Raw genomic sequence first — 23,123 nt, 5'->3', positions numbered from 1 at the left:
GGAAAGCCGAGGACGGACGTACCCGTCCCCGAGTCACAACGCTCGGGTCCAGTGTAATCGGACCCCGGTCCGATTACACGTCCGTCCCGGCCGTTCGCTCCTCGTGTCCGCCGGCGCCGACACCCGGAGGTGGTCTCGATGTCGGAAGACAACGGGTCCAAGCCCAGGCGTCAGGTTCCCTGGCTGGGGATCGCGAGTTTGCTCGTGACCGTGGTCAGACTCCTGCACGACCTGGGGCGGAAGGACTGAGACACGGGCGCCCCGCAACGGTTCCGACCGGAGCGGGGCGCCTCGACCTCAGCCGCGCGTGCGCGCCAACCGCCGGTTGAGCGCCCCGTTCAGCAGCGCGACGAGCAGTCCGACGGCGAACACCAGCGTGCCGAAGCAGAGCACCTGCGGCGGCATCCCGGCCTTCGCGGCGCCGTAGACGAACAGCGGGAACGTGACCGACGGCCCGGCGACGAACGACGTGATGACGTAGTCGTCGATCGACATCGCGAGCGCCAGCAGCCCCGCTGCGAGCATGCCCGGCGCGAGGAGCGGCAGTGTCACGAGCCGGAACGCCTGGAACGGCGTCGCCCCGAGGTCGCTCGCGGCCTCCTCGAGCACCCTCGACGTGCCGGAGATCCGCGCCCGCAGCACCACCACGACGTACGCCACGTCGAACGCCACGTGCGTGATGAGCACGGTCAGGAACCCGGTGCCGAGCCCGATCGACAGGAAGAACGACAGTGACGCGGACCCGACCACGATGGACGGCGCCGCGATGTCCGCGAACACGACGGCGTTCACGGCGCCGCGCCCTGGGAACCGGTACCGCTCGAGCGCCAGGGCCAGCGGCAGCCCGATCGCCACCGAGATGATCGCGGCGAGGAACGCGACCACGACCGAGGTGACGAACGCGGCCCCGAGCCCGGAGACGTTCACGAGGTTCGCGTACCAGTAGGTCGTGAACCCGTTCCACGCGAACGACAGCCGGTTCGTCGGTGCGTCGTTGAACGAGTACACGATCATGTAGACGATCGGCACGAGGGTGATCGCGATGACGACCCAGTACACGATGGCGAGCCACGGCCCGCGGCGGTTCACCCCGTGGCGGCCGGGGCGGCGGGCGGTGGAGCCGGTGACCGGGGAGGTCGGGGCGGTGGCGCTGCGGGGCGGTGCGACGGCGGTCATACGAGGTCCTCGAGGTCGTCGGTGCCGGACACACGGGCGTAGATGAACAGGATGATGCCGAGCACGACCATGAGCACGGTCGAGAGCGCGGCGGCGACGTTGTACTGCTGGTTGCCGGAGTAGGCGTCCTGGATCGCCTGGCCGATCGTGTACGTGTTCGTGCCGCCGAGGAGCGAGGAGTTCACCGGGTCCCCCACGCAGTCGATGAACACCAGGAGCACCCCGGCGAAGATGCCGGAGCGGGACAGCGGCAGGGTGGTGTGCCAGAACGCGCGGAACTTCCCGGCGTACAGGTCGTTCGCCGCCTCGCCGAGCCGCGGGTCGATGCGTTCGAGCGCGGCGTAGATCGGCAGCACCATGAAGGCCAGGTCGTTGTACGCGTCCCCGAAGATCACCGCCCCGGACGTGCCGAGGATGTGGAAGTCCTTCCCGGCGAGCCCGATGCCCTGCAGCACGGTGACGACGGGTCCCTGCGACGCGAGCACGAAGGCCCACATGTCGGTCCGGATGATGAACGACACGAGGAAGCTCACGAACACGAGCATGAGGAGCGGGTTCTTCCACCGCGGCGAGACCCGGAAGGCGATGAAGTACGCGACCGGGTACCCGACGATGATCGTGACGATCGTGGCCGCGGCGCCGTACCAGAGCGACCGGAGCAGGAACGTCAGGTACGGCACCTGCGGGTCGACGAACAGCGACGAGTAGATGCCGAAGTTCCACGTGAAGGTGTAGCCGTCGTCCGGGTTGCCGGACATCAGCGAGACGATGAGCCCGGACAGCAGCGGGATGACGAAGAACACGCAGAGGTACGCGGTGCCGACCAGCGCGAGCAGGAACGGCGTGCTGCGTCGACGACCCCGACGGACGGGCGCGGGACCGGCATCCGGCCCGGCGCCCGAACCGGTGACCCCGGCGATCCCCACGGCGGTCACGACTGCACCACCGCGTTGAAGATGCTGTTCCACTCGGAGTACTCGTCGTAGTTCTTGAAGACCCGGAACTCGTGCGACTTCTCGAGGACCTCGTCCGACGGGAACACCAGCGGACTGTCCGCCACCGTCGGGTCGTCGAGCTCGTCCCGCACGTAGTCCTCGGCGCCCGGCACCGGGCAGACGTAGTTGACGTAGTCCTCGACGATGCCGGCGGCCTTGGGCGTGTAGTAGAAGTTCATCCACTCGAGCGCGGACACCGGGTTCGCCGCCTGCCGTGGGATGAGCATGTTGTCGTGCCAGGTCATCTGCCCCTCCTCCGGCGTGACGAACTCGAGGTGTGGGAACCCGGACTGCTGCGCCTGGAACACGTCGCCGGACCACGCCTGGGTGATCCAGGTGTCGCCGTTCTCGAGCCGGTTGATGTAGCTCTGGTCGTAGAAGCCGGTGACGTTCGGGCGGAGCTTCCGGAGCCATTCCTGGGCCTTCCGCCAGTCGGCGGTGGTCGAGGTCTCCGGGTCGATGCCGAGCGCGAGCAGGGCCAGGGAGCCGAGTTCGGTGTTGTCGCTCATCAGGCCGATGCGCCCGGCGAACGCGGGGTCGAGCAGGTCCTGGAACGACGTGATCTTCCGGCCGGTGTACTTCGGGTTGTACGCGAGCCCGGTGAACCCGGTCTGCCAGACGACGGAGTGCTTGTTCCCCGGGTCGTAGATCGGGTCCTTGACCGACTTCGACGCGTTCGCCGCGAAGTTCGGCAGTCGCGAGTGGTCGAGTTCGCAGACGAACCCGTTCTTGATCATCTCGGTGAGCTCGTACCCGTTCGTCATCACGACGAGGTCGTAGCCGGTCGATCCGTGCGCGCGCAGGATCGGTGAGACGGTGGCGTAGAAGGTCGCGTTGTCCTGGATGACGGCCTGGTAGTCCACGGCGATCCCGGTCTCCCGCTTGAACAGCGCGAGCGACTCGGACTTGCCGTGGTCGGAGTCGATGTAGAGCGGCCAGTTCGCGAACTTCAGCTGCTTGGTCGCCTTCTGGTCCTTCCAGAACCGGGTCCAGTCCACGCTGTCGTCGGCGGAGGCCGCGGATCCCTTGATGCTGCAACCGGCGAGCAGCGCGGCGACCGCGGCGGCCCCGCCGCCGGCGAGGAGGCCGCGTCGGCTGACGCGCGCCGACGTGAGGCCGCGGAGCAGGTCCGGACCCGGCTCCGGCACCGGGCTCACGCGACCGCTCCTGCGGGGGCCGGCGCGGACTGGAGGCGCGGGTCGGCTCCGGCGGTGACGGGCGCGTCGGACGCGGGGTGCGCCTCAAGGCCGAAACCGTGGTCGACGCCCCACGTGAGCCAGACCTCGGTGGCGGTCGCGATCCGCGGCCCGCCCTTCGAGTTCTGCGCGAAGACCGAGACGCGTCCGGCGCCGGGCACGTCCACCAGGTACTGGGTGCTGACGCCGGAGAAGGAGACGTCGACGACGCGTCCCGGTCCGAGGATGTTGCGGCCCGCTTCCGGGGTGGGCTCGGCGGTCCGGATCTTGAGCTTCTCCGGTCGGACGCCGACGACGACCCGGCCGGTCGTGGCGACCGCACGCGCTGCCGGGACGGCGAGCGTGCCGGCGCCGGTCACGACGACGAGCAGCTCGCCCTCGGTTCCGCGCACCTCGCCCTCGAGCAGGTTCGACTGTCCGAGGAAGTTCGCGACGAACGCGGTGCGGGGCAGCTCGTACAGGTCCTGCGGGCTGCCCATCTGCTCGATCCGACCGCCGTTCATGACGGCGACCGTGTCGGCCATCGTCATCGCTTCCTCCTGGTCGTGCGTGACGTGCAGGAAGGTGAGCCCGACCTCGGCCTGGATGGTCTTCAGCTCGAGCTGCATCTGGTGGCGGAGCTTGAGGTCGAGGGCACCGAGCGGTTCGTCGAGGAGCAGCAGCGCCGGCCGGTTCACGATCGCCCGGGCGAGGGCGACCCGCTGCTGCATGCCGCCGGAGAGCTGTGCGGGACGCTTCGAGGCGGACCCCTCGAGTTCGACGAGCCGGAGCGCCTCCTTCGCCTTCGCCATCGGGTCCGGGATGCGTCGGCGCTTCAGCCCGAACGCGACGTTGTCGAGCACGCTCATGTGCGGGAAGAGCGCGTAGTTCTGGAAGACCGTGTTGACCGGCCGCTGGTACGGCTTCGTCTCGGTGACGTCCTGGCCGCCGATGGTGATCGTGCCGCTCGTCGGTTCCTCGAGCCCGGCGACGAGCCGGAGCGTGGTCGTCTTGCCACAGCCGGAGGGGCCGAGCAGGGCGAAGAACGAGCCGGCCGGCACCGTCAGGTCGAGGGAGTCCACCGCGGTGTGGCCGGGGAACGACTTGGTGATCTGCTCGAGCCGGAGATCGGCTCCCGATTCGGCGAACGTGCCGGTCATTGCCATGGTGCCTCCAGGGGGTGGTCGGCCTCAGCCGATGTAGGACATGACGTGCTTGATGCGGGTGTAGTCGTCGAACCCGTACTGGGACAGGTCCTTGCCGTAGCCGGAGTGCTTGAAGCCACCGTGCGGCATCTCGGCGACGATCGGGATGTGCGTGTTGATCCACACGCAGCCGAAGTCGAGGTCGCGGGCGAAGCGCATCGCCCGCGCGTGGTCGGTCGTCCACACCGAGCCGGCGAGGCCGTACTCGACGCCGTTCGCCCACCGGAGGGCCTCGTCCTCGGTGGTGAACCGCTGGACGGTCTGCACCGGACCGAAGACCTCCTGCTGGACGATGCGGTCCTCCTGCCGGAGCCCGGCGACGATCGTGGCCTGGTGGTGGTAGCCGCGGTCGCCGATGCGGTGCCCGCCGAGGGCGATCGTGGCGTGGTCGGGGAGCGTGCCGAGGAAGTCCTGCACCTGCGCCAGCTGGTTCGCGTTGTTGACCGGGCCGAAGTACGGATGGGGTGCGGCCGGGCCGGTCTGCGCGTTCGCCTGGGCTTCCGCGGCGAGCGCCGCGACGAACTCGTCGTGGATGCCGTCCTGCACGAGCAGCCGGGTGGCCGCGGTGCAGTCCTGCCCGGCGTTGAAGAACCCGGCGGCGACGATCCCGGCGACCGCGGCGGGGATGTCGGCGTCGTCGAACACGATCACGGGTGCCTTGCCGCCGAGTTCGAGGTGGGTGCGCTTGAGGTCGCCGGCGGCCGCGCGGGCGACCTCCGTGCCGGCGCGGACCGACCCGGTGATGGAGACGAGCTGCGGTGTCGGGTGGTCGATCATCGCGGCACCGGTGGTGCGGTCGCCGACGACGACGTTGAGGACGCCCGGCGGCAGGAACTCGGCGGCGACCTCGGCGAGCAGCAGGGTCGACAGGGGCGTGGTGTCGCTCGGCTTGAGGACCGTGGTGTTGCCCGCGGCGAGCGCCGGGGCGAACTTCCACACCGCCATGTTGAGCGGGTAGTTCCACGGGGTGACCTGGGCGACCACGCCGATCGGCTCGCGGCGGACGAACGAGGTGTGGTCGGTCATGTACTCGCCGGCGCTGCGGCCCTCGAGGTTGCGGGCGGCCCCGGCGAAGAAGCGGATCTGGTCGACGGAGAGCAGGATCTCGTCCTCGACGAGGGTGGCCCGGGGCTTCCCGGTGTCGCGGGACTCGAGGTCGGCGAACTCCTCGGCCCGCTGCTCCACCGCGTCGGCGATCCGGAAGAGTGCGAGCTGGCGCTCCCCCGGCGTCGTGCGGCGCCAGGTCTCGAACGCGGTGCTCGCGGCGGCGAAGGCGGCGTCGACGTCGGCCGCGGTGGAGACGGGGGATGTGCCGTAGACGTGCTCGTCGGTCGGGTCGACCAGGTCGAACTCGGTGTCGGTCCGCGCGTCGACGGCGGCACCACCGATGAAGTTGCGGATCTCACCCGTCGTCGTGCGCTCCAGCATGGCGGCGATACTTGCACGGAAACCGGCGGTTCGGAAGACTTGTAACAACGGAAATCGTCGTGAAACACGTTGTTCACAACGGAATCCCTTGCTTTTGTCGGGACGGCGCTGCCATGCTGTCCGCCATGGCGGCAGCACCACGACGTCCGGGACCGATCGACGACACCTCGAAGCGGATCATCGAACAGCTCCAGGCGGACGGGCGCCGTCCGTACGGCGAGATCGGCAAGGCGGTCGGTCTCAGCGAGGCGGCGGTCCGGCAACGAGTGCAGAAGCTCACCGAGACCGGCGTCATGCAGATCGTCGCGGTCACCGACCCCATGCAGCTCGGGTTCCACCGGCAGGCGATGATCGGCATCCGCGTGGGCGGCGACACCCGGAGCGTCGCCGACGAACTCGAGAAGCTCGCCGCGGTCGACTACCTCGTGATGACCGCCGGCAGCTTCGACCTCATGGTGGAGGTCGTCTGCGAGGACGACGACGACCTCATCGAACTGCTCAACGGCACGATCCGCGCCATCCCGGGCGTGACCGCGACCGAGACCTTCGTCTACCTGCAACTCCGCAAACAGCTCTACGACTGGGGAACGCGATGACCATCTCAGACCAGACGACCGGCCTGCCCACCCGACTGCACTCGTACGACCCGTTCGCCCCGGTCGACGACGCGGCACTGCAGCAGAAGTCCCGCGACCACCTGTGGATGCACTTCGCCCGGCACGGTGCGAACCAGGCCGGCGCGGACGTCCCGATCATGGTGCGCGGCGAAGGGCACCACGTCTACGACAGCCACGGCAAGGGCTACATCGACGGGCTGTCCGGCCTCTTCGTCGTCGCCGCCGGCCACGGGCGGAAGCGCCTGGCCGAGATGGCCGCGAAGCAGGCGGAGACGCTGAGCTTCTTCCCGATCTGGTCGTACGCGCACCCCGCCGCGATCGAGCTCGCCGACCGCCTGGCTGACCACGCCCCCGGCGACCTCAACAAGGTGTTCTTCTCGACCGGCGGTGGCGAGGCCGTCGAGACCGCGTTCAAGCTCGCGAAGTACTACTGGAAGCTCCGCGGCAAGCCGATGAAGCACAAGGTGATCTCCCGCGCGGTCGCCTACCACGGGACCCCGCAGGGAGCGCTCGCGATCACCGGCATCCCGGCGATGAAGGAGATGTTCGAGCCCCTCACCCCCGGTGGCTTCCGGGTGCCGAACACGAACTACTACCGCGCGGACGAGATGGGCTTCTCCGGGCAGACGGAGGAGGAGTTCGGCTTCTGGGCCGCGGAGCGCATCCGCGAGATGATCGAGTACGAGGGCCCCGACACCGTCGCCGCGGTCTTCCTCGAACCCGTCCAGAACTCCGGCGGCTGCTTCACCCCGCCTCCCGGGTACTTCCAGCGTGTGCGTGAGATCTGCGACGAGTACGACGTGCTGCTCGTCTCGGACGAGGTCATCTGCGCGTTCGGTCGCATCGGCACGATGTTCGCCTGCGACACGTACGACTTCGTGCCGGACATGATCACCTGCGCGAAGGCCATGACCTCCGGCTACTCCCCGATCGGCGCGACGATCATCAGCGACAAGCTGTTCGAGCCGTTCTCGAAGGGCGACACGACCTTCTACCACGGGTACACGTTCGGCGGGCACCCGGTCTCCGCCGCCGTCGCGATGGAGAACCTCGACATCTTCGAGGAGGAGGGCCTGCTGCAGAACGTGCAGCAGAACGCTCCGCTCTTCAAGGCCGAGCTCGACACCCTGCTCGACCTGCCCATCGTCGGCGACGTCCGCGGTGCCGGGTACTTCTACGGCATCGAGCTCGTGAAGGACAAGGCGACGAAGACGACGTTCGACGACGACGAGTCCGAGCGGCTCCTGCGCGGGTTCCTGTCCAAGGCCCTGTTCGACGCGGGGCTGTACTGCCGCGCCGACGACCGTGGCGACCCCGTCGTGCAGCTCGCACCGCCGCTCACCATCGGGCAGCCCGAGTTCCGCGAGATCACCTCGATCCTGCGGAGCGTCCTGTCCGAGGCCGCGTCGAAGATCTGACCGTGAGCGGCTACCGGGGCGTCTCGTTCTGGCTCGACGCCCTCGTGTCCACCGGACGCGACGACCTGACGCCCCGGCCGCCGCTCGACGGTGACACCACGGCGGACGTCTGCATCGTCGGGGGTGGACTGACGGGTCTCTGGACCGCGTGGTACCTGCACCAGGCCGACCCGCGCCTCCAGATCGTCGTCGTGGAACGCGAGATCGCCGGTTTCGGTGCCTCCGGACGGAACGGCGGATGGTGCTCCGCACTGTTCCCGCGGTCCGCCGCGTCCATCGCCGAGGAGCACGGGAAGGAGGCCGCCCTCGCCCTGCGTGCCGCGATGCGCGACACCGTCGACGAGGTCGGCCGTGCCGCAGCCGAGGCGGAGGTCGACTGCGACTACGTCAAGGGCGGGACCGTCCTGTACGCACGCTCCGCCGTGCAGGAGCGCGCCGCCCACGACGAGGTCGCCGCGTCCGCCGCCTGGGGCGACGCGATGACCTGGCGGTCGGCCCGTCCCGGGGACGCCGCCGGATCGGCGGGGGTCGCGTGGACACCCGACTGCGCGCGGGTCCAGCCCGCAGCGCTGGTCCGCGGCCTGGCGGCGGCCCTGGAGGCGCGTGGCGTCCGGATCGCGGAGCACACGCCCGCCGTGTCGTGGGCTCCAGGGCAGGTGGTCACCGCGCACGGGACCGTCTCGGCAGGCGCCGTGGTGATCGCGGTCGAGGGGTACGGCGCGCAGCTCGAGCAGACGAAGCGACGGATCCTGCCGCTCTACTCGCTGATGATCGCGACCGCACCGCTCCCCGCCAGCACGTGGGACCGCATCGGACTCGAGCACGGGCAGACGTTCTCCGACTACCGGCACCTGCTCGTCTACGGCCAGCGCACGGCCGACGACCGCCTGGCGTTCGGCGGCCGCGGAGCCCGGTACCACTGGGGGTCCTCGATCACGCCCGGGTACGACCGGGTGCCGCGGGTGTTCGCCCACCTGCGGTCGGCGCTCGTCGACCTGTTCCCCGCCGTGGCCGACGCACCGATCACGCACACCTGGGGCGGTCCGCTCGGTGTGCCCCGCGACTGGTGCGCCTCGGTGACCTGGGACGGACACGTCGGGTCCGCCGGCGGCTACGTCGGGGACGGGCTCTCGACGACCAACCTGGCGGGACGGACTCTCGCCGACCTCGTCCGCGGAGAGTCGTCGCCACTGACCGCGCTGCCGTGGGTGAACCACCGGTCGCCGGACTGGGAGCCGGAGCCGCTCCGCTTCCTCGGGGCGAACGCCGGGCTCGTCGCGACCGACCTGGCCGATCGCGAGGAAGCACTCACCGGACGACCGAGCCTCGCCGCGCGGCTGATGGCCCCGCTGACGGGAGGGCACTGATGGCCGAACTCGATGCCGACGTCATCGTCGTGGGCGCCGGTGTCTCGGGGCTCGCCGCGGCCCGGGCGCTCGCGCTCGGCGGTGCGTCCGTCGTCGTGCTCGAGGCCCGCGACCGCATCGGCGGGCGCACCTGGACGGACAGCGCGATCGGCGTCCCGGTCGACCTCGGCGCCTCGTGGATCCACGGCATCGACGGCAACCCGCTCTGGTCGCTGGCGGCGGCGTTCGGCATCGACACCGTCGAGTTCACCGTCGGCAGCTTCCAGTTCGACGGGCGCCCGATCGCCTGGCACGGTCCCTCCGGGGCCCGGCTGTCCCCGGACGCCGCCGCGTCGTTCGTCGCCGACCTGCACACCGTCGACGCGGCCCTGGCGCACGTGGTCGCCTCCGCCCCACCGCCGTCGACGTACGCCGCCGCGATCGACACCGTCCTCCGCTCCCTCGGGTGGGCTGGCGACCGCGCCGCGCGGATCCGCGAGTACGCCGCGCACCGATCCGAGGACCTCTGCGGGGCGCCCGTGACCGTCCTCGACGCCCACGGCCTCGACGAGGAGCACGTCCCCGGTGACGAGGTCGTCTTCCCCGGTGGCTACGGGCAGTACGCCGCGGCGTTGGCCGACGGACTCGACATCCGGCTCTCGTCGGTCGTGCGCTCCGTGACGCAGTCGGAGGCCGGTGTCGAGGTCGGACTGGCGGACGGGTCGACCCACACCGCAGGGAACGTCGTCGTGACCGTCCCGCTCGGGGTGCTGCAGGCCGGGGACGTCACCTTCACGCCACCGCTCGACGCTCCGGTCGCGGGAGCGATGGGACGGCTCGGGATGGGTGTCTACGACAAGGTGTTCCTGCGGTTCCCCGACCGGTTCTGGGGCGACGACTGGGTGATCCGGCAGCAGGGGTCCGCCGGGGTCGACTGGCACTCCTGGTACGACATGTCCCGCGTGACCGGCGAACCCGTGCTCGCCGCGCTCGTCGGCGGCGCCGGGGCCCGGCGACTCGAGACGCTGCCCGACGCGATGGTCGTCGACGAGGGCCTCGCCGCGCTCCGACGGATGTTCGGCCCGACGGTGCCGGCGCCCGAGGGGTGCCGGATCACCCGGTGGGCCGCCGACCCCTTCGCCCGCGGGTCGTACTCGTACCTGCACGTCCGGGCGTCCACCCACGACCACGACCTGCTCGGGACGCCGTCCGGCCGCGTGCAGCTCGCCGGCGAGGCCACCTGGGGTGACGACCCCGCCACGGTGCACGGGGCGCTGCTGTCCGGGCTCCGTGCAGCGTCGCGCTTGCTCGGGCACGAGGTCCAGCCGGACGTCCTCAGCGCGCCCTCTACACTCGGCGCGTGAGCACCCGGCGAGACCGTCCCCGACACGAACACCGCGCGCCGGTCGCCGTCGCCGTCCTGGTGAACCTGGCGCTCAGCCTGTTCCTCCCCGACGAGGTCCTGTTCTTCCCGTCGTGGGTCGTCCCCCTGCTCGGGGTCCTGCTCCTCACCCCGCTCATCGTCTTCAACCCGAGGCGCCTGACCCGCGAGACGACGTGGTCCCGGTGGGTGTCGACCGCGCTCGCGCTCCTGCTCATCCTGGCGAACCAGGTCACCGTCGTCCGGACCGTCATGGAGCTCCTCGGCGGCCACGCGAACGGCGGGGCCGTGCTGCTCACGGCGCTCCAGGTGTGGGTGAGCAGCATCATCGCGTTCGGGCTCGTCTACTGGGAGCTCGATCGTGGCGGCCCGGTCGCACGGCGTCGTCCCGGGTTGTGGGACACCGCCGAGGCCGACTTCCAGTTCCCACAGGAGACCGACCCGAAGTACAGCGCGTGGCGTCCCGGGTACCTGGACTACCTCTACGTGGCGCTGACGAACATGATGGCCTTCAGCCCGACCGACACGATGCCGATGACCACCCGCGTGAAGATGATCATGGCGTACCAGTCGGTCGGCGGGTTCATCCTGCTCGCCCTGGTGATCTCCCGCGCGGTGAACATCATCGCCTGACGGTCGCGCCCCCGGTCTCCCCCCTTGGCGGCGAGATCGCGCTTCGTCGGTGCGCCCCGGTCTCTCCCTGTGGGCGAGATCGCACTTCGTCGGTCGGGGATGGCGTCGTCGCGCGCGAAAGTGCGATCTCGGCCGGGGGTAGGGGGGGGTTGCGGCTGTTGATCGGGTGGTCAACAATGGCGGGATGGACGTCATCACCGCCATCCCCCAGGCATCGCCGCTGCGCCAGGACACCGGCGGTCCCCGCCGCTCGGTCCGGGTGGCACTCGTGCAGACCCGCTGGCTCGAGGACCCCGAGTCGCACCGCCGCCAGCTCGCCGACGGCATCGCGACCGCGGCGGCGAACGGTGCCACGGCGGTGTTCCTCCAGGAGCTCACGCTGCTCCGCTACCCGGGAGACACCCCGGCGAGCGGTGTCCCGAAGGACCTCGCCGAGTCGCTCGACGACGGACCCACCGTCACGTTCGCCCGCTCGCAGGCGATCGAGCACGGCGTGTTCGTGCACGCGTCGCTGTACGAGCGGCCCGCCGAGGACGACCGGCCCGAGGACCCGCGCGGCTACAACACCGCCGTGCTCGTCGCCCCGGACGGCACGCTGGTCGGCCGGACGCGCAAGACGCACATCCCGATCAGCGCCGGCTACTACGAGGACACCTACTTCCGCCCGGGTGCCGACGCCGATGCCTTCCCGGTGTACGAGCCGGCCGGACTCGGCGCCCGCGTGGGGCTACCGACGTGCTGGGACGAGTGGTTCCCCGAGGTCGCCCGCGCGTACGGCATCGCCGGGTCCGAGGTCCTCGTGTACCCGACCGCGATCGGTTCGGAGCCGACCTTCCCGGACTTCGACACCGCCCCGATCTGGCGGCAGGTGATCGTGGCGAACGGCATCACCGCCGGGCAGTTCATGGTCGTGCCGAACCGGTGGGGCGACGAGGGCGACATCACCTTCTACGGGTCGTCCTTCATCTCCGACCCGTTCGGGCGCGTGCTCGTCGAGGCTCCACGGGACGCCGACGCCGTGCTGGTCGCGGACCTCGACCTCGACGCCCGCGCCGAGTGGCTGCGGCTCTTCCCCTTCTACCTGACGAGGCGACCCGACCTGTACGACGGCCTGGTGCAGGATGTCGACCCCGTCCGCGACGGCCACGGCGCGCTCGAGGCGATCCGGGCCTCCATGGCGGATCTCCCGACCGACCGCCAGCCGACCGACCGCGCACCAGCCGACCAGGCGGCGCGCTCGTGACCTGGCGGATGCCGGCGGAGACGGCGCCGCAGGAGCGGACGTGGATGGCGTTCCCCCGACCCGGCGGCACCCTGGGGGACGACCCGGCGAGCGCCGAGGCAGCCCGCACCGCCTGGGCGACGACCGCGAACACGATCAGCGAGTACCAGCCGGTCGCCGTCGTCGTGGACCCCGTCGCACGCGCCGACGCCGACCGCCTGCTCTCCGGCGGCATCGACGTGCTCGAGGCGCCGCTCGACGACTTCTGGACGCGGGACATCGGCCCCACCTTCGTGGTGGACGACGAGACCGGCGAGCGCGGCGCCGTGGACTGGGTGTTCAACGGCTGGGGCGCGAACTCGTGGTCGACGTGGACGCGCGACGCCGAGATGGCACGCACGATCGCGGAGACCGCGGGCGTCCAGCGGATCCCGTCACTGCTGGTCAACGAGGGCGGGGCGATCCACGTCGACGGCCGCGGCAGCGTCCTCGTCACCGAGACCGTGCAGCTCGACCCACGCCGGAACCCGTACGCCGACCGCCGTCGCGTCGAGGAGGAGTTGGCGCGCACGATCGGCGCGACGGACGTGATCTGGCTCCCCCGCGGACTGACGCGCGACTACGACGGCCTCGGGACCCGCGGACACGTCGACATGGTGGCGACCTTCACCGAGCCGGGCGTCGTCCTGCTGCACGCGCAGCCGGACGCCGGACACCCGGACCACCTGGTGATGCCGCAGATCCGGCGGGCGATCGAGGACGCGGTCGACGCCACGATCATTGAGATCCCGGCACCGGCGACCCTGACGGACGAGGGCGGTCCGGTGGACTGGAACTACGTCAACCACGTCGTGGTGAACGGCGCCGTGATCGCGTGCGGGTTCGGCGAGGAGTCCGCGGACGACCGGGCCCGGGGCATCCTCGCGGACGCCTACCCGGGGCGCGAGGTGCGCACGGTCGACGCCCGCGAGGTGTTCGCACGGGGCGGCGGGCTCCACTGCATCACGCAGCAGGAGCCTGCGGAGCGGTAAAGATCACTACGGGGCCTCGGGCGCCCCGAGCCCGATCCGCGGCTGCAGCCAGTCGAGCCCCGCGGCGAGCGCTGCCCGCGCGGTGATCCAGCTGTGCCGCGCGCCGGGGACCACCCACGTGGCGACGTGCATCCCCGCGGTCCGGGCGCGCTCCGCCATCACGGGCATCACGGCGCCGTAGGTGTGGTCGAGCGCACCGACCGCGAAGAAGGCGTTCGTCGCCCGGAACGGTGCACCGGCACGGAGCAGTGCGGCTGGCTGCGCCGCGGCCCAGGCAGCTCGGTCACCCGCGAAGCCCTGCGTGATGGTCTGCGTCGTACTGCCGATCGACGGGCCCTCCTCGCCGGAGACGTCGATGAGGTTGCCGAACCGCGACGGGTCCCCGGCACCGAGCTGGATGGCGCAGGTGCCGCCCTGTGAGAACCCGCCGATGGTCCACGCCGACGCCGCGGTCTGCACCTTCAGGTGCCTCGTGATCCACGACGGGACGTCCTCGGTGAGGTAGGTCCGGCTGTTGCCGAGTCGACCGTCGACGCACATCGGGTTCGCGGACTGCGGGCCGAGCTGGTCCGGCACGACGACGATCGGCGCGAGCCCTCGGTCGACGGTGGCGAGCGCGTCGAGGGTCTGTTCCACGTGTCCCGCGTTCTGCACGTCGTCGGGTCCCGCGCCGCGCGATTGTCCGGAGAGGAGCACGTCGACGGGCAGCGCCGGCGGGTCGGCGGTCAGCGCGGCGGGCGGCAGGTAGAGCAGCGCCTGTCGGGCGGTGAAGTGCGAGCGGGTGGCGGGGATCGTCACGCGCAGCAGTCGCCCCTGTGCGGGCATGGTGTCGGGTGCCGTCCAGGTGGCCGCCAGGTCGAGGCTCGACGGAGCGGAGTCGGCACCGGCGCTGGGCGCCTCCGCCATCGGGATCCCGCCCGGTACGGTCGGGGCCGGGGTCCGCGGTGCCGGGGTCGCCGACGCGCGCGGTGTCGACGAAGCCGACGCCGAGACGACGGCGCCGGCACGCACACCCCCAGCCCGTCCCGCGCCCACGCCACCGGCCAAGGCCCATCCCCCGGCCGACCCGAGTGCGAGCCCCAGCACCAGCCCGGCGGCGAGGAGCCCAGCGGAAGCGGCCCGGGGACGTGTGGTGCGTGTCATCGGGCGAGCGTAGGGAGCGGCGCCGGGAACGAACCCGTGACGTCCCCGCTCCGGCTGAGGGTCCTCCCCGCCCGGTCCCAGCGATCGTCGAGCACGGGACCGGTCGCTGACCGTCCCCCGCAAACGGACGGCAAGCGCCACCGAGTACAGCCACCCACCGCAGGGTGTACTCCGTGGCGGGCCTGCAGCACGCGGCGTCGTCGGTATCGTTCCCGGATCGGTCCACCCCGAGACGGTCCGCGCACCGACGCACGGACCCCGGCCCCGCGGCACCCACCGCGAGCAGGAGGGAACTCCCATGGCATCACCCATCGCGGTCACCGCGCCGGCCGCACCGGCGCGCGGCGGCTCGCTCAAGCGGAGCCTCGGACTCTGGGCGATCGTCGGTCTCGGGCTCGGCTACATGACGCCGACCGTGGTGTTCGACACCTTCGGCATCGTCTCCGGGCAGACGAACGGCGCCGTCCCGAGCGCGTACCTCATCGCCCTCGTGATCATGCTCCTGACCGCGGTGAGCTACGGGAAGATGGTCCGCGTCTACCCGGCGGCCGGTTCGGCGTACACGTACGTGCGGGAGTCGATCCACCCGAACGCCGGGTTCATGGTCGGGTGGGCGTCGCTCCTCGACTACCTGCTGCTCCCGATGGTGAACGCGCTCATCATCCGGCTCTACCTCGAGCAGGTCTTCCCGGCTCTGCCCGCCTGGGTGACCGTCGTCGTCTACACGCTGTTCGTCACGACCGTGATCTGCCTGTCGATGCGCGGCACGTCGAACCTCAACATGGTGCTCCTCATCGGCGCGATCCTGGCGATGATCGCGTTCGTGGTCTTCGCCGTGATCGAGCTGGTCCGCGGTGCCGGCGCGGGGACGGTCATCAGCACGGAGCCCTTCGTGCACGACGGCGTGACGATGTCGGCACTCCTCACCGGGGCCACCGTCGTGTGCTTCTCGTTCATCGGGTTCGACGCCGTGACGATGTACACGGAGGAGGCGAAGTCGATCCGGATCATGCCGAAGGCGATCCTGATGACCGTGCTCATCGGCGGCCTGATCTTCCTCGTGTCCGCGTACTTCGCGCAGCTCCGCTTCCCGACGAACGCCCCGTTCGGCGAGTTCACCGACGACCCGCTCCCCCAGATCGGTCTGCTGGTCGGCGGGAAGGTCTTCCAGGCGATCCTCGTCGCCGCGGGGTTCATCGCCGCGCTGGCGTCCGGCCTGGCCTCGCACGCCAGCGTCGCCCGCATGCTCCTCGTGATGGGCCGGAACAACGTCCTGCCGAAGAAGGTGTTCGGCTACGTCAGCCCCCGCACCCGCACGCCCATCCCGAACGTCGTCATCGTCGGTGCCGTGACGCTCCTCGCGATGACGTTCTCGCTCGACACGATCTCGTCCTACATCAACTTCGGCGCGCTCATCGCGTTCACGTTCGTCAACCTGACGGTGATCGTGCACTTCGCCTGGCGCGAGGGCCGGCGCCACACCACGCGCGACCGGTTCACCTTCGTGGTGATGCCCGGCGTCGCGATGCTGCTCACCGGTGTTCTCTGGTCGCAGCTGCACGCCGACGCGCTCATCGCCGGCGGGGTGTGGGCGGCCATCGGGTTCGTGTACCTGCTGGTCATCACCAAGGGGTTCCGGATCCAGCCGAAGGGCTTCGATGAGAACCAGCCCGTCACGGGCGTGAACAAGCAGCTGACCGACGAGCAGGCCTAGGAGCACCATGACCGACACCGCCACCACCTCGACCGTGTACGCCGTCACCGACCCGGCATCGGGCGAGGTCCTCCGCACCTTCCCGACCATCACCGACGACGAGCTCCGTGCCGCGATCGACACCGCGGACCGGGTGCACGCGTCGGACACGAACACGGTCGCCGACCGGGCAGCGCTGCTGCGGCGCGTCGCCGAGCTGTACCGCGAACGGCGCGACGACCTCGCCGCGACGATCGTCCGCGAGATGGCGAAGCCGATCGACCAGGCCGTCGGCGAGGTGGACTTCTGCGCCGACATCTACGACTACTACGCCGACCACGCCGAGGAGTTCCTCGCCGACCAGCCGATCACCCTCGCCGAGGGCAGCGCGGGCAGCGCGTTCATCCGAAAGGACTCCATCGGTGTGGTGCTCGGCATCATGCCGTGGAACTTCCCCGCCTACCAGATCGCCCGGTTCGCCGGTCCGAACCTGCTCATCGGCAACACGGTGCTGCTCAAGCACGCCCCGCAGTGCCCCGAGTCGGCGCTCGCGATCGAGGCGGTGTTCGCCGACGCCGGCTTCCCTGCGGGCGCGTACACGAACGTCTTCGCGACGAACGACCAGGTCGCGGACGTCATCGCGGACCCGCGCGTCCAGGGCGTCTCCCTGACCGGGTCGGCCCGCGCCGGTGCCGCCGTCGCGGAGATCGCCGGCCGGAACCTGACGAAGGTCGTCCTCGAGCTCGGCGGCTCGGACCCGTTCATCCTGCTGTCCACCGACGACCTCGACGCCGTCGTGGAGTCCGCCGTGGCCACCCGCCTCGAGGGCAACGGCCAGGTGTGCAACGCGGCGAAGCGCTTCCTCGTCGCCGACCACCTGTACGACGACTTCCTGACCCGGTTCACGGCGGCGATGTCCGTCGTCGCGCCGACCGACCCGACGACGCCGGGCAGCGAGCTCGGGCCGCTGTCGTCGCCGGCTGCCGCCGACCGGCTCGAGGAGCAGCTGTCGTCCGCCGTGGCGCAGGGCGCGACGGTGGTCACCGGCGGCGAGCGACAGGGGAACGCCTTCACACCGACCGTGCTGACGGACGTCACGCCCGACAACGACGCGTACCGCGAGGAGTTCTTCGGCCCGGTCGCAGCCGTCTACCGGGTGCGTGACGAGGACGACGCCGTCCGGCTCGCGAACGACACCCCGTACGGCCTCGGCTCGTACCTGTTCACGACGGACGCCGACCAGGCGCTCCGGGTCGCGGACCGGATCGCGGCCGGCATGGTCTACGTGAACATCGTCGGTGCGGACAGCCCCGAGCTGCCGTTCGGCGGGGTCAAGGCGAGCGGGTTCGGCCGGGAGCTCGGCCCGCTCGGCGCGGAGGAGTTCGTCAACAAGAAGCTCATCCGCATCGGCGCGTGAGCCGGCCGGGGCGGCCCTAGGATCGGCTCGTGACCACCGGTGCCGCTCCACGCTCCCGACCCGTCCTCGTGACCACCGCCGTCGTGCTCTGGCTGGTCGCCCTCGTGGTCCAGCTCGTGGCGACGCTCGCCCAGACGATCCGGAACGTGCAGACCGACGGAGCCTGGGCGATCGGCCCGATGGTGATCGGACTGGCCATCTGGGGATGGTTCCTGTTCGGGGCACTCCGGATGGGCCGCGGATCGGGTCGGGCCCGGTTCTGGATGGCGGTGCTCGGCGCGCTCGGGTTCCTGGGCGCCTGCGTCCCGCCGTACGGCACCACCACCGTCACGGGCGTGGCTGGTGGCGTCGCAGCTGTCCTGCCGTACCTGCCGGCAGCTCGCGGGTACTTCCCACCCCGACCACCGCGCACGCCGAAGGCGCCCGCTCCACGTGTCGTGGGCTGGGATCCCGAGACCGGGGAACCGATCCGCGCGACCGACTGACGGCCGCGCGGACCGGACGTCCCGCTACTCGGGGTCGGCCGGCTCACCGCCGGCGTCGACGTCGCTGTCCTGGTCGGGGTCCTCGGTCGCGTTGCCACTGACCGACCCGTCCGGGAGGTCCTCGGTGTACTCGCGCTCGTCGTCGGTGGGGCCGGTGGAACCGTTCGCTGCCGTGTCGCTCATGGCCGGGACGCTACGCGTCCACGTCGGGACGGCGGCCCAGGCGCCGGACGCACGCGAGGCTCTGGACGCACCACGGACCGACTGGAGGCGCGGCGCCAGCGGGCACCGCGCCTCCAGTCCGTTGATCGTGCCGTCTACCGCGCCACCGGCTGCGGCAGTGCGCTGAGGATCTCGACGGCCGCTTCGCGGCCCATCCGGACCGCCCCGTCCACGTGCTGGTACCCGTGTCCGGCGAGGTCGCTCGACGCGAACCGGATCGGACCGACGGCCGCACGCTGATCCGCGCCGTAGCGGACGAGGCCGCCCAGGTCGAAGCTCGCGGCGTAGGCGCCCCGGGTCCACTCCTCGGTGCCCCAGTCGCTCTCGTAGTAGACGACCGGACGGCGTGCCTCGTCGCCGTAGTAGTGCGCGAGCGAGGCGAGGACGCGGGCCTTGCGCTCCTCGGCGGACAGCGCGAAGACGTCGTCGGCGTGCACGTCGGAGACGAACCCGACGAGCGTGCCCTGCTCCTCGCCGTACGCGGTGTTGTCGTACGCCTCGTGCACGAGTTCGTAGGGGCTGAACGCCGTGCCGGACAGACCGGCCCCGCGCCAGAACGGCCGGTCGTAGACCGCGTGCACCTTGATGACGAAGCCCATCGACAGGTGCTGGTGCAGCTGGTGCTGGCGACGCGGCAGCGGCGGCTCGTACGAGATCCGCGAGTACAGGGGCGGCGGCACGGCCACGAGCGCCTGCCGGGCGCGGACCTCGATGCCGCCGTCGGCCAGCGCGGTGACGCCTTCGTCGTCCCAGCGCAGGGTGCGCACCGGAGCGTTCAGGTGCACGTCTCCACCGAGTCGCGCGGCAAGACGCTCGGAGACCTGCTGCATCCCACCGACCACGCGCTTGTCGAGGATGAAGTCGGCGTCCACGAGGTTCGTGAAGCTGCCAGCCGATGCCGCCATGAGCAGGGCCTGCAGCGCCGAGAAGGCGTGCGCCGGCTTCGTGAGCATCGCGCCGGCGATGAAGAGCTCGACGTTGTCGGTCGCGACCCGGTCCGCGCTGAGGTCGTGCAGCCAGGCGCGGAAGGACGTCTCGTCGAGTGTGGCGGCGCCGGGGGTCTCCCACGGACGAGCCGGGTCGACCTTCGCGACGTACTCGTCGACGACGGACACGAGCCGCTCGATCTCGGCGGCGGTCGCCTCGGGCAGCGGGAAGATGTCACCCGTGTACTCGGTGCGGGTGCCGTGCTCGTCGACGTAGACGCTCGAGCCCTCGCGGTAGCGGTCGTACGTCTCGAGGCCGAGCTCGTCGAGCGTCTCGAGCAGCGCGGTCTGGTCCGGGGAGACCCACTGGCCACCGATCTCGAGCGTGACGCCCTCGATGTCGTTCGTCCACGTACGGCCACCGACGCGGTCGCGAGCCTCGAGCACGGCGACGGTCCTGCCCTCGGCGACCAGGCGGTTCGCGGCCGTCAGACCCGTCACGCCGGCGCCGATGATGACGACGTCTCTCTCGATCATCGTGCTGCTCCTGTCGTCGTGGTGCTGGTACCGCTGGTGGTGGTGCTCGGCCGCTCCCGGAACGGGTCCGGGGTGAGCGTGTACATGGTCTCGAGGTACTCGGCGATGCCCTCGCCGCCGCCCTCGCGGCCGAGGCCGGACTGCTTGACGCCGCCGAACGGTGCCGAGGCGTTCGAGACGACGCCGGTGTTGAGCCCCAGCATGCCCGTCTCGAGGCGTTCCATCAGGCGCTGGCCGCGCGCCGGGTCATCGGTGAACGCGTACCCGACCAGACCGTACTCGGTGTCGTTCGCCGCGGCGACGGCCTCGTCCTCGGTCCGGAAGGTCCCGATGGCGAGCACCGGCCCGAAGATCTCGTCGCGGAGCAGGGCGCTGCCCGGCTGCACGTCCGTCAGGACCGTGGGCGCGTAGAAGGTGCCCGGTCCGTCGACGGGGTGGCCGCCGGTCCGCAGCACCGCGCCGCGCTCGACCGCGTCGGTCACGAGGCGGTGCGCCTTGTCGACCGCACGATCGTCGATGAGCGGCCCGATCGCGACGCCGTCCTCGGTGCCGCGGCCGACGCGCATGGCCTCGACCCGCTCGGTGACGCGTCGGGTGAACTCCTCGGCGACGTCCTCGTGCACCAGGAACCGGTTCGCGGCGGTGCAGGCCTGGCCGGTGTTCCGGAACTTGGCGAGCAGGGCACCCTCGACGGCGAGGTCGAGGTCGGCGTCCTCGAACACGAGGAACGGGGCGTTGCCGCCGAGCTCCATGCTCGTCCGGAGGACCGTGCCCGCGGCCTGCTGCAGGAGCGTCCGACCGACCGGGGTCGACCCGGTGAACGAGAGCTTCCGGAGCCGGGGATCGGCGATCACCGGACCGGAGACCGCAGCCGCGTGCGTCGTCGGGACCACGTTGACGACACCGGCGGGGACCCCGGCCTCGAGCAGCAGGTCCGCGAACAGCAGGGTCGTCAGCGGGGTGAGCTCTGCGGGCTTCACGACGACGGTGCAGCCGGCGGCGAGCGCCGGGGCGATCTTGCGGGTCGCCATCGCCAGCGGGAAGTTCCACGGGGTGATCAGGAACGCCGGGCCGACGGGCTTGTGGGTGACGATCGCGCGGCCGGTGCCCTCGGGGTTCGTGCTGTACGAGCCGCCGATGCGGACGGCCTCCTCGGAGAACCAGCGGAGGAACTCGCCGCCGTAGGTGACCTCGCCGCGGGCCTCGGCGAGCGGCTTGCCCATCTCGAGCGTCATCAGGAGCGCGAACTCCTCGCGGCGCTCCTGCAGCAGGTCGAAGGCGCGGCGGAGGACCTCGGCACGCTGCCGCGGCGGCGTGGCCGCCCAGGCGGCGCGGGCCGCGTGTGCGGCGTCGAGCGCCCGTCGTCCGTCGTCGGCGGTCGCGTCGGCGATCCGCAGGAGCGTCTCGCCGGTGGACGGGTCGACGACCGGGAACGTCGCGCCGTCGGCCGCCTGCTGCCAGGAGCCGTCGACCAGGAGGCCCGTGGGGACCCGGTCGAGGACGGCCTGTTCCGCAGCGGGTCCGGTGGCGTCGGGGACGGCCGGCCACCCGCTGGCGGCATGGGTCGCGCGGGCGGCGGTCGGGTCCGCACCGGTGGCGCGGGTCGGGGTCGCGCCGGTGGCGCGGGTCGGGGTCGCGCCGGTGGCGCTGCTCGCGTGCGTCGCGGTCATGCTGCTGCCAGCCCGTCGAGGACGACTGCGAGGCCGTCGCGGAGCAGCGCGTCGTCGATCGCGAGCGGCGGCAGGAACCGCAGCACGTTGCCGTACGTGCCGGCGGTGAGCGCGATGACGCCGTGCTCGTACGCGTACCGGACGACCCGACCGGTGAGCCCGGGGTCCGGGTCGCCGGTCTCGGGGTCGACCAGCTCGATCGCGATCATCGCGCCGCGCCCCCGCACGTCGCCGATGCGCGGGTCCGAGGTCTGGGCGGCGCGGAGCGTCCCGAGCAGGATCGTGCCGATCTCCTCCGCACGCTCGACGAGCCCGTCGTGCTCGAAGGCGTCGATCGCGGCGAGGGCGGCGGCGCACGCGACGGGGTTGCCGCCGTAGGTGCCGCCGAGGCCGCCGACGTGGGCGGTGTCCATGATCTCGGCACGACCGGTCACCGCCGACAGCGGGAGTCCTCCGGCCATGCCCTTCGCGGTGGTGACGACGTCGGGGACGATGCCCTCGTGCTCACTGGCGAACATCGCCCCCGTGCGCGCGAAGCCGGTCTGCACCTCGTCGGCGATGAACACGACGTCGTTGGCGGTGGTCCACTCGGACAGTGCGGCGAGGAACCCGGGGGCCGGCACGACGAAGCCGCCCTCGCCCTGGATCGGTTCGACGAGGACCGCGGCGGTGTTCTCCGCGCCGACCTGCTTCTCGATCTGGCTGATCGCACGCTTCGCCGCCTCAGGCCCGGACAGGCCGTCGCGGTACGGGTAGGACATCGGGACGCGGTACACCTCGGGCGCGAAGGGACCGAAGCCGTTCTTGTACGGCTGGTTCTTCGCGGTGAGCGCCATCGTGAGGTTGGTCCGGCCGTGGTAGGCGTGGTCGAACACCACGATCGCCTGGCGCCCGGTGTGCTTCCGCGCGATCTTCACGGCGTTCTCGACGGCCTCCGCGCCGGAGTTGAACAGGGCGGTCCGCTTCTCGTGGTCGCCGGGGGTCAGGCGGTTGAGGGCTTCCGCGACGTCGACGTAGCCGTCGTACGCGGCGATCGTGAAGCAGGTGTGGGTGAACGCGGCCACCTGCTCGGTCACGGCCGCGACGACCCCGGGGTGGGCGTTGCCGACGGACGTCACCGCGATGCCGGAGCCGAGGTCCACGAACGAGTTGCCGTCCGCGTCGACGACCACGCCGCCCCCGGCCGCCACGACGGCGATCGGGACGGCGACACCGACACCGGCTGCGACCGCGGCGGACTTCCGCTCGAACAGCGCTCGGGAGCGTGGACCCGGCACCTCGGTGACGAGCCGCCGTTCCTGGGGCAGCGAGGGGCCGCCCGCGGCGGCGCTGATCGGAGGTGCAGCGGTGGAGGACATGCGGCGATGGTAGGAGCGTCAGACCGTGCACCCCACTGTCCGCCG

Annotated in this window: 19 protein-coding genes and 1 pseudogene; 10 read left to right on the top strand and 10 right to left on the bottom strand. The window is 71.3% G+C overall.

All coding sequences use genetic code 11. The features are described from left to right. Positions 1–297 precede the first annotated feature (297 nt). Genes BLT36_RS03210 through BLT36_RS03190 form a run of 5 tightly spaced genes read right to left on the bottom strand, consistent with a single transcriptional unit; the run spans position 298 to position 5,979 of the window. On the bottom strand, positions 298–1,176 hold the full coding sequence (locus BLT36_RS03210) for an ABC transporter permease (protein ID WP_092091871.1): 879 nt from the start codon (positions 1,174–1,176) through the stop codon (positions 298–300). Continuing rightward, positions 1,173–2,111, bottom strand: coding sequence for an ABC transporter permease (locus tag BLT36_RS03205; RefSeq protein ID WP_092091869.1), 939 nt, complete (start codon positions 2,109–2,111; stop codon positions 1,173–1,175). The genes BLT36_RS03210 and BLT36_RS03205 overlap by 4 nt, the downstream gene beginning before the upstream one ends. Beyond that, positions 2,108–3,328: an ABC transporter substrate-binding protein gene (locus tag BLT36_RS03200; protein ID WP_092091867.1), complete on the bottom strand. Its 1,221-nt coding sequence runs from the start codon at positions 3,326–3,328 to the stop codon at positions 2,108–2,110. The genes BLT36_RS03205 and BLT36_RS03200 overlap by 4 nt, the downstream gene beginning before the upstream one ends. Beyond that, positions 3,325–4,512, bottom strand: a complete 1,188-nt coding sequence (locus BLT36_RS03195; RefSeq protein WP_092091864.1) for an ABC transporter ATP-binding protein — start codon at positions 4,510–4,512, stop codon at positions 3,325–3,327. The genes BLT36_RS03200 and BLT36_RS03195 overlap by 4 nt, the downstream gene beginning before the upstream one ends. Positions 4,513–4,536: 24 nt before the next feature. Continuing rightward, positions 4,537–5,979 (bottom strand): aminobutyraldehyde dehydrogenase, encoded by a 1,443-nt coding sequence (locus BLT36_RS03190; protein ID WP_092091862.1) that lies wholly within the window; start codon positions 5,977–5,979, stop codon positions 4,537–4,539. A gap of 125 nt (positions 5,980–6,104) precedes the next feature. On the opposite strand from BLT36_RS03190, the gene BLT36_RS03185 reads away from it, so the two are divergent. From BLT36_RS03185 to BLT36_RS03155, 7 genes are all read left to right on the top strand, one after another. Beyond that, positions 6,105–6,575: an Lrp/AsnC family transcriptional regulator gene (locus tag BLT36_RS03185; protein ID WP_175529460.1), complete on the top strand. Its 471-nt coding sequence runs from the start codon at positions 6,105–6,107 to the stop codon at positions 6,573–6,575. Positions 6,576–6,682: 107 nt separating this feature from the next. Continuing rightward, positions 6,683–8,014, top strand: a complete 1,332-nt coding sequence (locus BLT36_RS03180; protein ID WP_254787498.1) for an aspartate aminotransferase family protein — start codon at positions 6,683–6,685, stop codon at positions 8,012–8,014. Positions 8,015–8,016: 2 nt separating this feature from the next. Continuing rightward, positions 8,017–9,381 carry an NAD(P)/FAD-dependent oxidoreductase gene (locus BLT36_RS03175; protein ID WP_092091856.1) on the top strand — a complete coding sequence of 455 codons (1,365 nt, stop codon included), beginning with the start codon at positions 8,017–8,019 and terminating at the stop codon, positions 9,379–9,381. Then, positions 9,381–10,724, top strand: a complete 1,344-nt coding sequence (locus BLT36_RS03170; RefSeq protein ID WP_092091854.1) for a flavin monoamine oxidase family protein — start codon at positions 9,381–9,383, stop codon at positions 10,722–10,724. Before BLT36_RS03175 ends, BLT36_RS03170 begins: the two co-directional genes overlap by 1 nt. Further along, the gene (locus tag BLT36_RS03165) at positions 10,721–11,374 is read left to right on the top strand and encodes a DUF1345 domain-containing protein (RefSeq protein WP_092091852.1); all 654 of its coding nucleotides are present in this window, start codon (positions 10,721–10,723) and stop codon (positions 11,372–11,374) included. The genes BLT36_RS03170 and BLT36_RS03165 overlap by 4 nt, the downstream gene beginning before the upstream one ends. A 184-nt stretch (positions 11,375–11,558) precedes the next feature. Next, a complete protein-coding gene (locus tag BLT36_RS03160; protein WP_092091850.1) occupies positions 11,559–12,617 on the top strand; it encodes a nitrilase-related carbon-nitrogen hydrolase in 1,059 nt (352 codons plus the stop codon). Beyond that, the gene (locus BLT36_RS03155) at positions 12,614–13,627 is read left to right on the top strand and encodes an agmatine deiminase family protein (RefSeq protein WP_092091849.1); all 1,014 of its coding nucleotides are present in this window, start codon (positions 12,614–12,616) and stop codon (positions 13,625–13,627) included. The genes BLT36_RS03160 and BLT36_RS03155 overlap by 4 nt, the downstream gene beginning before the upstream one ends. Before the next feature lie 6 nt (positions 13,628–13,633). Here the strand turns inward: BLT36_RS03155 and BLT36_RS18270 are convergent, their stop codons facing one another. Continuing rightward, positions 13,634–14,770 (bottom strand): alpha/beta hydrolase, encoded by a 1,137-nt coding sequence (locus BLT36_RS18270; protein WP_175529459.1) that lies wholly within the window; start codon positions 14,768–14,770, stop codon positions 13,634–13,636. A gap of 298 nt (positions 14,771–15,068) precedes the next feature. On the opposite strand from BLT36_RS18270, the gene BLT36_RS03145 reads away from it, so the two are divergent. The 3 genes from BLT36_RS03145 to BLT36_RS03135 are packed head-to-tail and all read left to right on the top strand — an operon-like array spanning position 15,069 to position 18,365. After that, positions 15,069–16,484 carry an APC family permease gene (locus BLT36_RS03145; protein ID WP_092091847.1) on the top strand — a complete coding sequence of 472 codons (1,416 nt, stop codon included), beginning with the start codon at positions 15,069–15,071 and terminating at the stop codon, positions 16,482–16,484. A 7-nt stretch (positions 16,485–16,491) separates the two neighbouring features. Further along, positions 16,492–17,880 (top strand): NAD-dependent succinate-semialdehyde dehydrogenase, encoded by a 1,389-nt coding sequence (locus BLT36_RS03140; protein WP_092091845.1) that lies wholly within the window; start codon positions 16,492–16,494, stop codon positions 17,878–17,880. Between the two features lie 29 nt (positions 17,881–17,909). Beyond that, entirely contained in the window at positions 17,910–18,365 is a 456-nt protein-coding gene (locus BLT36_RS03135; RefSeq protein WP_092091843.1) for a hypothetical protein, read from the top strand. 24 nt (positions 18,366–18,389) lie between these two features. On the opposite strand, the gene BLT36_RS18570 is transcribed toward BLT36_RS03135, so the two are convergent. From BLT36_RS18570 to gabT, 4 genes and pseudogenes are all read right to left on the bottom strand, one after another. Continuing rightward, positions 18,390–18,548, bottom strand: a complete 159-nt coding sequence (locus tag BLT36_RS18570; protein ID WP_175529458.1) for a hypothetical protein — start codon at positions 18,546–18,548, stop codon at positions 18,390–18,392. A gap of 134 nt (positions 18,549–18,682) precedes the next feature. Further along, positions 18,683–20,059 (bottom strand): annotated as a pseudogene (locus tag BLT36_RS03130) (flavin monoamine oxidase family protein); the annotation flags it as partial. After that, positions 20,047–21,720 carry an NAD-dependent succinate-semialdehyde dehydrogenase gene (locus BLT36_RS03125; RefSeq protein ID WP_139166338.1) on the bottom strand — a complete coding sequence of 558 codons (1,674 nt, stop codon included), beginning with the start codon at positions 21,718–21,720 and terminating at the stop codon, positions 20,047–20,049. The gene BLT36_RS03125 and the pseudogene BLT36_RS03130, both read right to left, overlap by 13 nt. Continuing rightward, on the bottom strand, positions 21,717–23,078 hold the full coding sequence (gabT, locus tag BLT36_RS03115) for a 4-aminobutyrate--2-oxoglutarate transaminase (RefSeq protein WP_092091840.1): 1,362 nt from the start codon (positions 23,076–23,078) through the stop codon (positions 21,717–21,719). Before gabT ends, BLT36_RS03125 begins: the two co-directional genes overlap by 4 nt. Between the last annotated feature and the right edge of the window lie 45 nt (positions 23,079–23,123).

This window comes from Curtobacterium sp. UNCCL20 (assembly GCF_900101675.1).
Lineage (GTDB): Bacteria > Actinomycetota > Actinomycetes > Actinomycetales > Microbacteriaceae > Curtobacterium.
The sequence above is the reverse complement of the archived record's forward strand: the minus strand, read 5'-3'. Positions and strand labels throughout refer to the sequence as shown.